This is a genomic window from Rhodococcus sp. T7, assembly GCF_009872365.1.
In the GTDB taxonomy this organism is placed as follows: domain Bacteria; phylum Actinomycetota; class Actinomycetes; order Mycobacteriales; family Mycobacteriaceae; genus Rhodococcus_F.
On sequence record NZ_WXYH01000393.1, the window covers coordinates 1 to 13,797 of the forward strand.

The 13,797-nt window shown below is 67.1% G+C and carries 12 protein-coding genes and 1 pseudogene; 7 read left to right on the forward strand and 6 right to left on the reverse strand.

Features of this window, described 5'->3' with window-relative positions:
• Positions 1 to 1,355, forward strand: a 1,355-nt coding sequence (locus MLGJGCBP_RS53635) for a class I adenylate-forming enzyme family protein (protein WP_160093631.1), incomplete at its 5' end; no start/stop codon positions are given.
• Positions 1,356 to 1,726: 371 nt separating this feature from the next.
• Here the strand turns inward: MLGJGCBP_RS53635 and MLGJGCBP_RS53630 are convergent.
• The 3 genes and pseudogenes from MLGJGCBP_RS53630 to MLGJGCBP_RS53620 all read right to left on the reverse strand — a co-directional run.
• On the reverse strand, positions 1,727 to 2,305 hold the full coding sequence (locus MLGJGCBP_RS53630) for a tyrosine-type recombinase/integrase (RefSeq protein ID WP_202916944.1): 579 nt from the start codon (positions 2,303 to 2,305) through the stop codon (positions 1,727 to 1,729).
• A 78-nt stretch (positions 2,306 to 2,383) separates the two neighbouring features.
• On the reverse strand, positions 2,384 to 2,647 hold the full coding sequence (locus MLGJGCBP_RS53625; RefSeq protein WP_225330463.1) for a hypothetical protein: 264 nt from the start codon (positions 2,645 to 2,647) through the stop codon (positions 2,384 to 2,386).
• A 167-nt stretch (positions 2,648 to 2,814) separates the two neighbouring features.
• Positions 2,815 to 4,158: pseudogene (locus MLGJGCBP_RS53620) on the reverse strand (NAD(P)-binding domain-containing protein); the annotation flags it as partial.
• Positions 4,159 to 4,321: 163 nt separating this feature from the next.
• On the opposite strand from MLGJGCBP_RS53620, the gene MLGJGCBP_RS53615 reads away from it, so the two are divergent.
• Entirely contained in the window at positions 4,322 to 5,557 is a 1,236-nt protein-coding gene (locus MLGJGCBP_RS53615) for a helix-turn-helix domain-containing protein (RefSeq protein ID WP_100055152.1), read from the forward strand.
• An 18-nt stretch (positions 5,558 to 5,575) separates the two neighbouring features.
• Here MLGJGCBP_RS53615 and MLGJGCBP_RS53610 read toward each other — a convergent pair whose 3' ends face one another.
• The gene (locus MLGJGCBP_RS53610) at positions 5,576 to 6,262 is read right to left on the reverse strand and encodes a response regulator transcription factor (protein ID WP_100055153.1); all 687 of its coding nucleotides are present in this window, start codon (positions 6,260 to 6,262) and stop codon (positions 5,576 to 5,578) included.
• Entirely contained in the window at positions 6,259 to 7,449 is a 1,191-nt protein-coding gene (locus MLGJGCBP_RS53605; protein WP_100055154.1) for a sensor histidine kinase, read from the reverse strand. Before MLGJGCBP_RS53605 ends, MLGJGCBP_RS53610 begins: the two co-directional genes overlap by 4 nt.
• Positions 7,450 to 7,628: 179 nt before the next feature.
• On the opposite strand from MLGJGCBP_RS53605, the gene MLGJGCBP_RS53600 reads away from it, so the two are divergent.
• Positions 7,629 to 8,225, forward strand: a complete 597-nt coding sequence (locus tag MLGJGCBP_RS53600; RefSeq protein ID WP_100055155.1) for a universal stress protein — start codon at positions 7,629 to 7,631, stop codon at positions 8,223 to 8,225.
• Positions 8,226 to 8,256: 31 nt separating this feature from the next.
• Here the strand turns inward: MLGJGCBP_RS53600 and MLGJGCBP_RS53595 are convergent, their stop codons facing one another.
• The gene (locus MLGJGCBP_RS53595) at positions 8,257 to 9,213 is read right to left on the reverse strand and encodes an alpha/beta fold hydrolase (RefSeq protein ID WP_100055156.1); all 957 of its coding nucleotides are present in this window, start codon (positions 9,211 to 9,213) and stop codon (positions 8,257 to 8,259) included.
• Positions 9,214 to 9,287: 74 nt separating this feature from the next.
• On the opposite strand from MLGJGCBP_RS53595, the gene MLGJGCBP_RS53590 reads away from it, so the two are divergent.
• The 4 genes from MLGJGCBP_RS53590 to MLGJGCBP_RS53575 all read left to right on the forward strand — a co-directional run bounded on the left by MLGJGCBP_RS53590 (position 9,288) and on the right by MLGJGCBP_RS53575 (position 13,770).
• On the forward strand, positions 9,288 to 9,731 hold the full coding sequence (locus MLGJGCBP_RS53590; protein WP_100055157.1) for a MarR family winged helix-turn-helix transcriptional regulator: 444 nt from the start codon (positions 9,288 to 9,290) through the stop codon (positions 9,729 to 9,731).
• Positions 9,732 to 9,913: 182 nt separating this feature from the next.
• Positions 9,914 to 11,407, forward strand: coding sequence for an APC family permease (locus tag MLGJGCBP_RS53585; protein WP_100055158.1), 1,494 nt, complete (start codon positions 9,914 to 9,916; stop codon positions 11,405 to 11,407).
• A 5-nt stretch (positions 11,408 to 11,412) separates the two neighbouring features.
• Complete coding sequence (locus MLGJGCBP_RS53580) at positions 11,413 to 12,477, forward strand: NAD(P)H-dependent amine dehydrogenase family protein (RefSeq protein ID WP_100055159.1); 1,065 nt, start codon at positions 11,413 to 11,415, stop codon at positions 12,475 to 12,477.
• 24 nt (positions 12,478 to 12,501) lie between these two features.
• The gene (locus MLGJGCBP_RS53575; protein WP_160093630.1) at positions 12,502 to 13,770 is read left to right on the forward strand and encodes an FAD-dependent oxidoreductase; all 1,269 of its coding nucleotides are present in this window, start codon (positions 12,502 to 12,504) and stop codon (positions 13,768 to 13,770) included.
• Positions 13,771 to 13,797: the final 27 nt, after the last annotated feature.

A 13,797-nucleotide genomic window follows, 5' to 3' on the forward strand; every position in this document is an offset into this window, starting at 1 on the left:
ACTCCGACCGCTTCCTCCTCGCGCTGTACGGCGCGTTCAAGGTCGGCGCGATCGTCTCCCCGTTCAACCCGCGGTCCACGGCCCGGGAGCTGGCGTATCTGCTCGAGGACTCCGGCGCGTCGGTGCTGCTGTTCGGTGGGGACACCGTCGCGGCGGTGCGGGACCTGGCCAAGCTGGAGCAGGCGCCCGCTGCCCCGGCGCTTTCGCTGGACGGCGCGGACGGCTTCGACGATTTCGTCCAGCTGGCGTCCTCCATGCCGGACAGCGACCCACAGGTCGAGGTGCGCGAGGACGACGACTGCATGATCATCTACACCTCCGGCACCACCGGGAAACCGAAGGGTGCGCTGTTCGATCACCACCGGCTGCTGTGGGTCGGCCACGCGGTGTCCTCGCTCGGCGTCAACTCCTTCGACCGGAACCTGCACGTGGCACCGATGTACCACTGCGCCGAACTGGTGCTGTTCGTGCTCAGCGGCTTCTCGATGGGCACCACCCACGTCGTGTTGCCGGCATTCGAGCCCGCCGCCGTCCTCGACGCCCTCGAGCGATACCGGATCACCGTCTTCCTCGGTGTTCCCACCATGTATCAGATGATGTTGACGGTCCCCGACCTCGAGCGGCGCGACCTCTCGCACTGGCGGCTCGGCTTCTTCGGGGCGGCACCGATGCCGCCGACTGCGGTCGCGAAACTCGTGACGACCTTCCCGGACGTCGGCTTCTTCCAGCTGTGCGGGCCGACCGAGGGTGGCCCCACCGGCATCTACTCCACGCCTGACGAGGTCGCCGTCCGTCCCGATGCGACGGGACGCTGGCCGATCACGAATGCCGAGTTCCGGCTGGTCGATCCGGATGGCAACGATGTCCCGACGGGGATGACCGGCGAGATCATCCTGCGCGGCGAGACCATCATGAAGGGCTACTGGAACAAGCCCGAGGCCACCGCCGAGACCATCCGAGACGGGTGGCTGCACACCGGGGACCTCGCCGTCCGCGACGCCGACGGTTTCATCACGATCGTCGACCGGCTCAAGGACATGATCATCACCGGCGGCCGCAACGTCTACTCGATCGAGGTCGAGAACGCCCTCGCGGGGCACCCCGACGTCCAGGACGTTGCCGTCGTCGGCCTGGACCACGCCACATTCGGGGAGACCATCGTCGCGATCGTGACCCCGGTTCCCGGTCGCGAGGTGACCCTCGAGGAGCTGCGGACGTACGCCGCCGAATACGTCGCGGACTACAAACTGCCGCGCGATCTGATCGTCCGTGACATCCCGCGCAACCCTTCCGGCAAGATCCTCAAACACGTTCTCCGCAGTGAGATTCGGGACGACTCCGCGCAACGCACGTAGACCGACGGACGACTCCGGCACATTCGAGTTCCCGGGAACCACGACGCCGTCCATATCCGATACGGCCTGACCGAAGCCGCGCTCCCGCGCGCTCATCTCCCACGGCTGTTCCAACCCCGGCGAGGTCTCGCGCGACCTCACGGCCCTACTCTCGGCCGTGCCCCCGCCGGATCCGACAAACACCACGACCACGCACGCCCGGCAGCGGCTATGAGTTCCCGGACGCGGAAGACCACACCCATCGACGGTGCCGCACTTGATTGGTCTCTTTCGGCCCCCCTCGAGCAGATGCGCTCGGGCCGAACAGTCAAGGTGCTGAACAAGATACGCAGACACGCGCCGGAACTCGTCACCGTCAGCTACTGAGAGATTCAGCGGGAGCGCCGCCGCGCAGCGGGATCGGTCTCGGCCTGCCAGCGCCCCAGCGCCTCGGCGGAGACCTTCGCGTATTTGACCAGGCTGCGCACCGAGGTGTGTCCGCTCAACGCCATCAGCATCGGCGTGGAAGCGCCCTTCTCTGCGGCGTGGGTCAGTCGCGAGTGCCGCAGCTGGTGCAGCGTGAACGGTCCGCGTCGCATCCCTTCGGTGTGCTCCTCGAGGAGCGTCGCGGCGCGGCGGTAGGAAAGTCGGGCGCGGCCGGTCGAGTTGTCGGTGTCGGTCTTGGCGACCGACGGCTTGGCTTTGCGGTCGGTCAGGAACAGCGGCCCGGACTTCCGTCCGGCGATCAGCCGGGGCAGCGGCCGTGCGGTGCCGGTCTGCCAATAGATCACCTCGCGGGCGCCGCCCTTGCGGGTGACCGTGGCGCATCGGTTCACGGTGTCCAGGTCCTCGATGTCGAGATTCAGGATCTCCTCCGCCCGCGCGGCGGACTCATACAGCATCGACCAGAACACCCGCTCGCGCAGGGCCGCGTCCATGCCCAGCAGCTCCGCAACCTCGGCGGCGGTCATCGCCTTGCTGTTGTCCGGCGCACTCGGCCGCGCCCGCAGGCGCGACACCGGATCGCCGGTCAGCCACTGTTGATCGCGTCAGTAGGCGCACGCCGCCGACACCGCGGTCAGCCGGAGGTTGTAGGTCTTGGGGGCCTTGTCGCCCCACACGTAGTCGAACCACCCCGACACCCGATCCGGGTTCAACAACCCGACATCGCCGTCCGCGCCGAAGTCGCGCACCATCCGATCCAACGCCGAGGCGTAGGCGCGGCGGGTGTTCACCGCCGCGATCGTGCCCAGAAAGGTCCGCGTCGCGTCCGCCAGCCGGATCCCGGCGGCCCGCGCCGGTAGCGAGCTCACCGATCCCACCCCGACCGCCCTTCAGCACTACGGCAGATAGTTTCCGGAGTCGCCCATCTCCGGAACGACCATCGCGGCAGGACGACTCACGAGTTACGGCAGATAGTACGCTACTATCTGCCGTAAATCCTTAGCGCCGGATTTCGAGAATCTGCTCCCCGACCCCCGAAGCCGGCCGCCTCGAGACGATCGTAGAAATCCTTGTCCTGCTCGCGAATCCGGTCGTACACCGGTACCTGGAACTCGTGCATGATCCGGTAGGGGAGCGACGCGAACGTCAGGTCGGCCTTCTTCGTCGTCATCCCGGCGGCGACGGCCTCCTCGCTGTACAGGTCGCCGAGAGCGATGGAGCGCAGTGAGTCGGATCTGACGATGTGGGTGGACGACCGCTGGACCATCGTGGCGTCGACCCCGTTGTCGACGAGGGCTTTACAGATGTCGTGCGCCGAGTTGTTGGAGCCGATGACGACGACTTTCTTGCCGATGTAATCGTCAGGACCGGGGTGGGCGCTGGAGTGATGCTGTTCCCCGGCGAAGATGTCCTGCCCGGGCACCTCGGGGATGGCGGGCTTGCCGGACATTCCCGTGGCCAGGACGAGCTGCGTGGGATGCAACGTCCTCGCCTCACCGTCACGGTCGATCTCGACGGTCCAGCGGGCCGAGTTGTCGTCGTAGGTCGCCGAGAGGCAGGTGGTTCTGCTCCAGTACGGCACCTCCATGACCTTGGTGTAGAACTCGAGCCAGTCCCCGATCTTGTCCTTCGGCGCGAACACCGGCCAATTGTCGGGGAACGGCAGGTAGGGGAGGTGGTCGTACCAGACCGGGTCGTGAAGGCACAGCGACTTGTAGCGCTTTCGCCACTGGTCGCCCGGTCGATCGTGGCGGTCGACGACGATCGACGGCACGCCGAGTTGCCGGAGGCGCGCGCCGAGGGCGATGCCGCCCTGCCCACCACCGATGACCAGGACGTAGGGCTGTAACCCTCGCCCGAGTTCGCGCTCCTCGTCGGCTTTCTTCTCCGCCCACGAACGGGTGTCCGGGTCGGAGCCGTGCACCGCCCCCAGCACGCGTCCGGCGCCGCGTGGCTCCTCGTGGCCCTTGAGCTCCTGCAACGTCGTGAGCAGTGTCCAGGCCTTGTCCTGGCCGTCGGCGGCATCGGGTCGGAGTCGAAGGTGGCCCTCGCACCGTCCCACGGCTGTTTCGAACGAGATGAAGGCCGACACCACTCCGTCTCCGTCGTCGGATGCCGGTTCGGTCGTGCTGAAGCCGGACGGGCGGGTCTCGGCGAGTCGAGCGGTGAGCATGTCGGCGATCTGCTCATGCCCCTCGACCGTCTTGATGTTCCAGGTGAACGCCGTGAGATCACGCCAGTAGCTGTCGGTCAGGAAAGCGCTCGTCGCCCGTCCGACGTCGAGCGCCGCGAGTGCCGACTCGAACTCCGACAGCCATGTGTCGATCCGCTGTTGCGCGGAGTTGTCGATGCCGAGGGTCGGCTCCAGTGTCTGGGTCATAAGGTCTCCTTCTTCGTGCAGAGCGTCCGCGGATGGTGATGCGGACCACAATGTGGTGACCACAGGAGACGCCCCGGCCGCGTGGGGCGGCAAGGGTTGCACGGGGTTGCGAGGGCGCCCCGTGCTTTGCCGGACCGTGTGATGTGGCGCACAATCGAGATCGATGACCGCTTTCGATTCCGTATCCGACCTCGAGCCGGCTGTACAGGCCGGTGACGATCCTCGTGAGTTCGCCCATGTGCTCAGCGCTGTGCATCACGCCGCGATGTCCGGCGAGCGGATGCCCGCCCGTCCGCGCAGCGTGATCGACGACTCGTGGCGACGACTCCGCGAGGCCGGCCTCGACCCCGACACCGACGGCATGGCTGAGCGCGCACTGGAGTTCGACGAGCTCGAGGAGCGTCGCCGGGAGTCGGGGCTGGTCGAGGTCATCGACGAGTTGGCGCGCGGGTTGGAGTCGTTGATCGCCGACGGCGACAACATCCTCGTGATCGCGGATGCCGGCGGTCGTGTGCTGTGGCGGAGCGGGTCGTCGAGGGTCCTGAGCCGCGCCGATCACCTGGGGTTCGTCGAGGGCGCCGACTGGGCGGAACGCTCGGTGGGCACCAACGCCATCGGTACCGCACTGATGTCGGGCAGGCCGATCCAGGTCTTCTCCGCCGAGCACTTCGTCCGGAGCCATCATTCGTGGACGTGTACCGGTGCACCGATCAAGGATCCGAGGACGGGTGCCGTCCTCGGTGTCGTCGACGTCAGCGGCCCGGCCGCGACGATCCACCCGACCACCCTGGCGCTCGTACATGCGGTCGCCCGGCTGGCCGAGTCGCAACTGCGCGAACGACATCACCGACGTCTGGACTCACTGCGCGCAGTGGCGGCCCCGATCCTGGCCCGCTCGCCGGGGCCGGCGATGGCGGTCGATGTCGACGGCTGGGTGGCTGCGGTGGACACGTTGACCCCAAGGTCGCGGCTACTCCTGCCGCGCGGCGTCGGGCCCGGTCGGCTCTTCGTCTCGGCTTTGGGAGAGTGCCAAGTGGAGGCACTGCCGGGCGGCTGGTTGGTGCGTGTCACCGATGCCGCGGACCCGTCAACGACGCGGGTCAGCTTGCAGACGGTCACCTCCGGCTCCGGCGGCGCGCAGGTCGCCGTCACCGTCGAGGGCGCGAGCGGCGGATGGACACATCAGTGTTCCCCGCGGCACGGCGAGATACTCACCCACCTCGCACGACACCGCGGCGGCGTGACCGCGGCGCAGATGTCTGCCCACCTCTTCGGCGTCGACGACCGCACGGTCACGGTGCGGGCCGAGATGTCGCGCCTGCGCAAGCGTTTCGGCGGTCTGTTGACGGCCGGACCGTATCGCTTCGCTGATGGCGTGGACGTGCACCTCATCGACTGAGGTCGAAGTCGTTTCCGTTCAGTCGTATTCGGCGACGACCAACCCGTGATCAAAGGCGTAGACGATCGCAGCAGCACGATCCCGCAGATCGAGTTTGGTGAAGATATGGTTCACATGGCTTTTCACCGTCACCGACGAGATGCCCAGCGTCGAAGCGATCTCGGTGTTGGTCTGGCCGCGTGCGATCAACCGGAGAACATCGGATTCGCGGTCGGTGAGCTCCGGTGCGACAGGCACCTGTTCGCGTCCTGCCCGTCGGAAGCCCTGTAGCACCCGTTCGGTCACCGCGGGATCGAGGAAGGCGCCGTCACGCACCACGGCGCGAACCGCCCAGATCAACGCCTCGGCGGGGGAGTCCTTCAGGATGAAGCCCGCCGCGCCTGCCCGGAGCACCCGGGAGAGCAATACGTCGTCGTCGAAAGTGGTCAGTACCAGCACCGGTGGCGGTTCGCGGAGAGACTGCACCATCGTCGTGGCGGTGATGCCGTCGATGTTGCGCATCCGCAGATCCATGACGACGATGTCGGGCCGATGTTCGGCGATCCCGGCCAGTACCTCGGAACCGTCGGCACATTCGCCGACGATGTCGAAACCGTCACGGACGCGGAGAATCCGCCGGAGCCCGGTACGGATCAGCTCCTGATCGTCGACCAGGAGTACCCGGATCTGTTCGGTGCCGGCGTCGGTCGGCCCGAGCGATGTCACACGCTCACCCCCTTCGACCGAATCCCCTCGCTTGTGGTGCGAGCGGGCAGGGCGGCCCGCACCGACCACGTGTCGTCGGCGTGGAAGGTCTCGAGGGTGCCGCCGAGCAGAGCGGCACGCTGAGTCATTCCGTCTATTCCGGTTCCGTCGCAGGTCGGTCTACGACCGCACGGAGCGGGATTGTCGATCTCGATGGAGACGCTCTCACCGACTGTCACCGCGAGCCGCGCCCGCTTCCCGGTCGAATGCTTCACGACGTTGGCCAACGACTCCTGAGCGATGCGATAGACCGCGGCGCCGACCGGGTCGGTCAGCGAGTCCATGTCGCCGGCAACGGAATAGTCGATGTCGACTCCGGCCTTGCGATAGTCATCGACGAGTTGGTCGAGGTCATTGCCGGTCGGCGGCGGGGAGGTGGATTCCGACTGCCCGGTCTGGGCTCCCAGCACGTGCACGATCGAACGGATCTCGCTCATCGCCTGGCGACCCTGACGTTCAGCATCGGCGAGGGCGTCCACCGCCTCGTCGATGTCACGGTCCTGCTCGAGTGCGCGCCGAGCACCGGTCACGTTGAGCATCGTGATGGACAGCGAATGGGCAATCACGTCATGGATCTCGCGGGCGATGCGTCGGCGTTCGTCGCTGGCCGCCCGATCCGCGCGAGCTCGCAGGACACGGGCCTGGTTGTCGGCCAGTCGCTTCTGGATGAGGACCATGTACCCGATCAACCAGCCGCAGGCCACACCCAGCCCGTACAGCGCGGGTGCTTCGAGGTGTCCGACCGCACCGAACGCGACGATCACCGCGATGCAGACGGCGCCGACGACGAGCCCCACCCGCAGCGGGTACATGGCGGCGCCGATGGCCGTCATCAGTACGAGCTGGAGTGGGGCGGCGTCGGACGGCGTGGGGATCATCAGGAAGCAGACGGTGCTGGTGATGACCCCGAAACACGCATACGACGTCGGCGGCAGGGTGAGGTCGAGGGTGAGCGTGACGACGGCGAACGCCACCGCTGGGATCAGCCAGCCGATTCGGTCGAACGGGTACCGCTGGGCGACCGAGATGACTGTCACGACCACGCTGGCCGACAGGATGACCGCCGGGTAGAGCGGGGGATAGTCGCCGCCGGCCCGCTCGATTCGGCGGCGCAATCCCGAGCCGACACCGGCGGTGAAGTGCGTCACGGTTCAACCATAGTTCCACGCGTGGGCAGAACCTCCTCCTCGCGGTGGATCCGGCCCTCCACCCACGGGTGGAGGCAACCTCAATCCCCGGGATGGCGATCGATACGGCCGATCTTCCTAGCGTTGTGAGCAGCGGTAATCCGCCGCGATCACTCCACAGGGCGCGAGAGGACAAGACAATGGCTCTGCTCACCCGACATGATTCTCGATGGCAAAAGCTCGCCGGCGATCAGCTGCTCCCGGATCTGGATCCCCCGCGCCCGGTGGTGGTCGGCTGCAATGGCACCGAGGCCTCCCTGCGGGCAGTGAAACTCGCCGTCCGTACCGTCGGCGACTCCCGGACGCTCGTGCTGATCTGTGCGACGCGGCCGTCTCGACGCCCCGAGCCGCCCACCGACCTGCACGACGCCCTCAAGGACGAGGCGTACCTCCTGACCGGGCAGGCCTCGGTCGGCGAGCATCTGCGGACCGCCGCAGAGCTCGCGAAGTGGCATGGTGCGCGGCTGGTCACCACGACGAGCGAACACGGCAGCCCGGTCCCGGTGCTCCAGCGGGTCGCGGCGCGCGTCGGCGCCGGCGCGGTGTTCATCGGGTCCGACGGTCCGCGGCCGGGGTGGACGCCCCGCAGGCTCGGCGCCCGGCTCGACCGCGGCGTCGAACTGATCGTCACCGACGGTGCGGTTCATCACCGCCGACGCACCGCCATCCGGGAGGTGAGCGAACCGCGGGTGTCCTGGCCGGCGTCCTGGCCCGCGCCCGGTCTCGCAACACACTGAACCGTTCGCGCGCGGCACATACGAGATCCGTTCATACGGCGGGTTTCTCGATCGCGCCCAGCAGCGCGTCGACGATCTCGTTCGACGGACCTAGCGGCAGCGTGTGGTGGGTCCCGGTGCTCAGCGTCACGACGCGCGCCGTGGGCAAGGTGCTGCGGATCCGACGGGCCACCTCGGCGGTGTCATGTGCCCGACTCTGCGGGGCGAGGATCGCCGTGACCCGGGATGGGTCGGTGAGTCGAGAGAGCGCGGCCCGTCGGGGCCGCTTCGGTACGATCGTCCGAGTCTTCGGGAAACCGGCTCCTGCGCAATACATCTGGGTCCACAGCGGTTCCGGGTCGGTCCCACGTGTCTCCCACGAGAGAAACCGTCGCAGACGCGGGGGAGTGGGCGCGATGAGCGTCGGGATGGCGTGCTGCAGATAGGCGATACGGAGTCCTGCGAAACACGATGTCGGGTCGAGCAGTGCCAGGTTGCGTACGCGAGCACCGTGTTGCCCGGTCGCGAAGCCCAGCGCGATCATCGCGCCGTACGAGTGGCCGACGACGTCGACCGTGTCGGTGGCCGCGGGATGGACGGCGATGTGGGCGCTGCTGATTGCGTCGGGGATCCGGTCGAGAACGGCTGCGAGCCAGTCGAATAGCTCGGCGGGAGCTCGTGGGCTCGCAGCGCCGGGACGGGACCGTCCGGCGTCGCCGAGGAGGTCGACGGCGATGACGTGGCGACCGGTCGCCAGGTGTTCCATGACGTTCACATACGACATCGACGTGGCTCCGCCGCCCGGCAAAAGGACCAGCGGCACGGCGTCGAGGGGCACGGCGTCGGGGGTGTCCGGGCGCGGCCCGATGATCGTGACCCGGGTGATGCCGTGCGCCGTCTCGACATCGATCGGATGCCCTCCCGAGCGTGCGAGGAGCGCGTCGTAGGCGTCGAAAAACGCGATGCCCTGCGGCGTGGCGGCGAAGACGTCGAGTGTCGGGCGGACCATGGCACGAACCTCCGTCGGGGTATCTCGATTATCGAGAGACTAGATCATCGAGCGAAGTCGCGTACGGTGAACTCGTGACGAACGACGATCTGGTGCACCGGCTGCGTTCGCTGACCGTCGAACTCGATGTCTTCGGGGCCGGCTTCGCCGCCCGAAACGGGTTGCACGCCACCGATGTACGTGCCCTGATCGCTCTTCTGGACCGGGATCGGGCCGGCGCCGTCGCCTCTCCTGGGTGGCTGGCGGGGCATCTCGGACTCAACAGTGCGTCGACCACCGCGCTCATCGATCGACTGGAATCGAAGGGTCTGGTGGACCGCAGGCGCGACGACTCGGATCGTCGCCGGGTTGCGCTGCACGTCACCGACGCGGCCCAGGAGATGGGCTGGACCTTCTTCGGGCCGTTGATCGACCAGGTGATCGCGGTGGCCGACGGTTTCTCCGACGACGAACTGACCACGATCCGCACATTTCTGGACCAGGTCACCGCTGCGGTGGCGGGAGTCCGGACCCGCTGAGTGTCCTGGGTCCGCAGCCGCTGACCCTGTCCGCACACCGCTCACCTCAGGGTCGAACCGGAGCCGTCCGCCCGATGGTTACCGGAACATGACCATTGTTAATTCTGCGTTCCGGCCTGGCGTCAAAAAACCCTATGTTTGTAGTATTTGGCGAAATCCGTTTGGCGTCAGGAGATTCAGGCATGGCCACGACGAATGTGTATCCGACAGACGAGGGGGTCCCGGACCGGGACGCCCAGATGCTGGCCGAACTCGGTTATACGTCCGAATTCAAACGGGAGATGAGTCCGTGGGCGAACTTCGCCCTCGGCTTCACCTACCTGTCGCCCGTCGTCGGGATCTACACGGTCTTCGCCTATGCGATGGCACAGGCCGGCCCGCCGATGATCTGGAGCCTCGTCATCGTGGGCCTCGGGCAGTTCCTGGTGGCGCTGATCTTCAGCGAGGTCGTCGCCCAGTTCCCGGTCGCGGGGGGCGTGTATCCGTGGACACGCCGACTCTGGGGCCGGAAGTACGCGTGGATGACGGGCTGGGTGTATCTGATCGCGCTGCTCGTCACCATCGGTTCGGTCGCCTACGGATCGGGGCCGTTCATCGCGTCGCTCTTCGGCTACGAGGCGACCGCCTGGACCATCGCCCTGTGTGGTGTGGTGATGGTCGCCATCGCGACCGCCATCAACTTCCTCGGCACCAGGGTGGTCTCGGCGGCGGCCGTCTTCGGTTTCGCCGCCGAGCTGATCGGCGCCCTCGTGGTCGGCGTGTATCTGATCGCCACACACCGGCAGGTCGATCTGAGTGCCCTCTTCGACTCGTTCGGCGCCTCCGAGGGCAACTACGTCTCCGGCTTCGCGGCCGCCGCACTGATCGGTCTGTTCCAGTACTACGGCTTCGAGGCGTGCGGTGACGTCGCCGAAGAGGTGCCCAACCCGGGACGACAGATCCCCAAGGCGATGCGCCGGACCATCTACATCGGCGGTGCCGCAGCCACATTCGTCTGTCTGGCGCTCATCCTGTCGGTCTCCGACATCGGCGCGATCATCTCGGGCGAGGACACCGATCCGGTGACCACCCTGCTGACCGACGCCTTCGGCGACTTCGGCATGAAGATCATCCTGGTCGTCATCCTGATCTCCTTCCTCTCCTGTGTGATCAGCCTGCAGGCCGCCGCCAGCCGGCTCGCCTACGCCTACAGCCGCGACGACATGATCATCGGTGCGCGCCATCTCAAGAAGTTCGATGCCAAACGCGCGGTTCCGCCCTTCGCACTCCTGCTCGCCGGCGCGGTGCCGTGCCTCGTGCTGCTGCTGTCGAAATTCAGCGAGGACGCCTTCTCGAAGATCCTGAACTTCTCTGCGCTCGGTATCTACATCGCCTTCCAGATGGTCGTCCTCGCCGCGCTGCGGGCACGTCTGAAGGGGTGGGTCCCGGCGGGGGCGTACTCGCTCGGCAAGTGGGGGCTGCCCGTCAACATCGCAGCCCTCGCCTACGGCATCGTCGCGATGATCAACATGGCCTGGCCGCGCAACCCCGGAACCCCTTGGTACGACAACTACATCGTGCTGCTGTCCGGCGTGACCGTCCTGGTACTCGGCCTGCTCTACATGACCGTCCATCCGGTCCACGGAAAGAGTGACGCGCCGTATGCCGACGCGATTCCGAAGAAGACCGGGGAGTAGCGACCATGACGAACATCAGAGCTGTCGTGTACGGCGTCGGAGCGATGAACTCCGTGATCACCCGCTATCTGCTCGACAAGGACGTCGAGATCGTAGGCGCCATCTCGCGCAGTCCGGACAAGGTGGGCAAGGACCTCGGCGAGGTCACCGGACTCGACCGTCGACTCGGAGTGTCGATCAGCGACGACCCGCACGAGGTGTTCACGCGGACGAGTCCCGACATCGCGGTCGTCGCGATCACCAGCTATCTCGTGGACGCCGCGGAGCACTTCCGTATCGCACTGTCGCACGGGGTCAACGTGATCACGCTGTCCGAGGAAGCGCTCTATCCCTGGAACACCGCGCCCGAACTGACCGCGGAACTCGATGCACTCGCCAAGGAGCATGGCGTGACCATCACGGGCGGGGGTTTCCAGGACAGCTTCTGGGTGAACGCGGTCGCCCAGCTGATGGGCACGGCACACCGCATCGACTCGGTCACCGGGACGAGTTCGTGGAACGTCGACGAGTACGGCCCGGAACTGGCCGAGCTGCAGCAGGTCGGCGCGACGATCGAGGAGTTCGACGCCTGGTGCCGAGAAGCCGTGCGTCCGCCCACATTCGGCCGGATCGCTCTCGATGCGCTGGTCGCCGGAGCGGGGCTGACGCCCAAGCAGATCCTGACGCGCACCGAACCCGAACTGGCACACGAGACTCTGCACTGTGCTGCCCTGGGGATCGACGTCCCGCCGGGAAAGTGCATCGGCTTCACCGACATCGACGAGATCCGCACGGAAGAGGGCCCGGTCTTCGTCTTCCGGATGTCCGGCCGGCTGTACGGCCCCGACGACAGCGATGTCAACGAATGGACGATCCACGGCGAACCCGATCTGGTGATGTCCAACGGCACCCCGCCGACGATGGCCACCACCTGCACCCAATTGGTGAACCGTATCCCCGACGTGCTCGACGCCGACCCGGGATTCGTGACCGTCGTCGATCTGCCCAGGCTGCGCTACCGGCACGGTCGGCTGCACGACCACCTGAGCAGGTGGTCATCGGATCGTTACATCGTGCGCGAAGAACTCTAACAATAGAGTATTTGGATGGACATCATGAGTGAAGTGGACGTGGCACCGCGCGTGGCGGTGGTCGGCGCGGGACCGTCGGGTTGTTTCACCGCACAGCAACTCCGCAAGCAGTGGCCGGAGGTGGAGGTCACCGCCTTCGACCGGCTACCCACCCCGTTCGGGCTCCTTCGCTACGGCGTGGCTCCCGACCATCAGGGCACGAAGAACGTGATCCGGCAACTCTCGCGGGTATTCGACGATCGGACTCGCTTCGTCGGCAACATCGAGCTCGGCCGGAACCTGTCGATCGAGGACCTGCGAGCCGCGTTCGACGTCGTGGTCCTCGCGACGGGCCTCAGCGGAGACCGCCGTCTCGGCATCCCGGGCGATGACCTGCCCGGCATCGTGGGGTCCGGGCGCTTCACCCGATGCGTCAACGACCATCCCGCCGCCGGCGACCTGCCGACGGTGGGCCGGAGGGTGGTCCTGGTGGGCGGCGGCAACGTCGCCATGGACATCATCCGGCTGCTGTCGAAGCAGCCCGACGAATTCACCGGTTCCGATCTGCACCCGGACACCCTCGGGAGACTGAGATCGGAGGGCCCACGGCGGATCGACGTGGTGGTGCGCTCCACGCCCACCGACGCCAAGTTCGACCCGGTGATGATGCGTGAACTGGCGCACCTGGCGTCGACGGAGTTCCGCCTCGCCGATGCGGGGGTGCTCGCCACGGCAGAGTCCTCCGACCCGCGGAGTGCGGCCCTGGCCCACGTCGTCGAACGCGAGAGCCCGGCGGCACCGGCCACGACGGTGGTGTTCCACTTCGGATCGACCCCGGTCGAGGTGATCGGCACCGACCGCGCGGAGGCCGTCAAGGTGCGCACCGGCGTGCACACCACGACTCTCGCGTGCGACACCGTCATCACCGCAATCGGTTTCGAGTCGGCCGTAAACGACGACCTCGACCTGACGCTGTACCGCGACGCCGATCCGGGAGAGGATTTTCTTGCTCCGGGCCTGTACCGCACCGGGTGGCTGCACAGTTCCACCGGAGCGCTTCCCGAGATGCGGGCCCGTGCCCGGGCGTTGGCGGCCCGAATCCGCCGCGATCATGCCGGTCACCATCCGGCCCGTCCGGGTCTGGTGGCAATCCCTTACGAAGTGATCGACCGGACAGTCGATTTCGACGGCTGGATGCGGATCGACGAGGCGGAGGTCGCCTCGGCCTCGCCCGGCCGCATCCGGCAGAAGGTCCGCGAGGTCGACGCGATGCTGGCGTTGGCCCGCACCGTGCCGGCCGAATCGGTCTGCTGAGACGGCAGGCCTGCAGTGAACCCGAGA

Bases quoted from the DNA above. Each gene is read 5' to 3' on its own strand.
- MLGJGCBP_RS53575 (WP_160093630.1), top strand. From the start codon at position 12,502: ATGAGTGAAGTGGACGTGGCACCGCGCGTGGCGGTGGTCGGCGCGGGA.
- MLGJGCBP_RS53585 (WP_100055158.1), top strand. From the start codon at position 9,914: ATGGCCACGACGAATGTGTATCCGACAGACGAGGGGGTCCCGGACCGG.
- MLGJGCBP_RS53615 (WP_100055152.1), top strand. From the start codon at position 4,322: ATGACCGCTTTCGATTCCGTATCCGACCTCGAGCCGGCTGTACAGGCC.
- MLGJGCBP_RS53580 (WP_100055159.1), top strand. From the start codon at position 11,413: ATGACGAACATCAGAGCTGTCGTGTACGGCGTCGGAGCGATGAACTCC.
- MLGJGCBP_RS53600 (WP_100055155.1), top strand. From the start codon at position 7,629: ATGGCTCTGCTCACCCGACATGATTCTCGATGGCAAAAGCTCGCCGGC.
- MLGJGCBP_RS53595 (WP_100055156.1), bottom strand. From the start codon at position 9,213: ATGGTCCGCCCGACACTCGACGTCTTCGCCGCCACGCCGCAGGGCATC.
- MLGJGCBP_RS53630 (WP_202916944.1), bottom strand. From the start codon at position 2,305: ATGACCGCCGCCGAGGTTGCGGAGCTGCTGGGCATGGACGCGGCCCTG.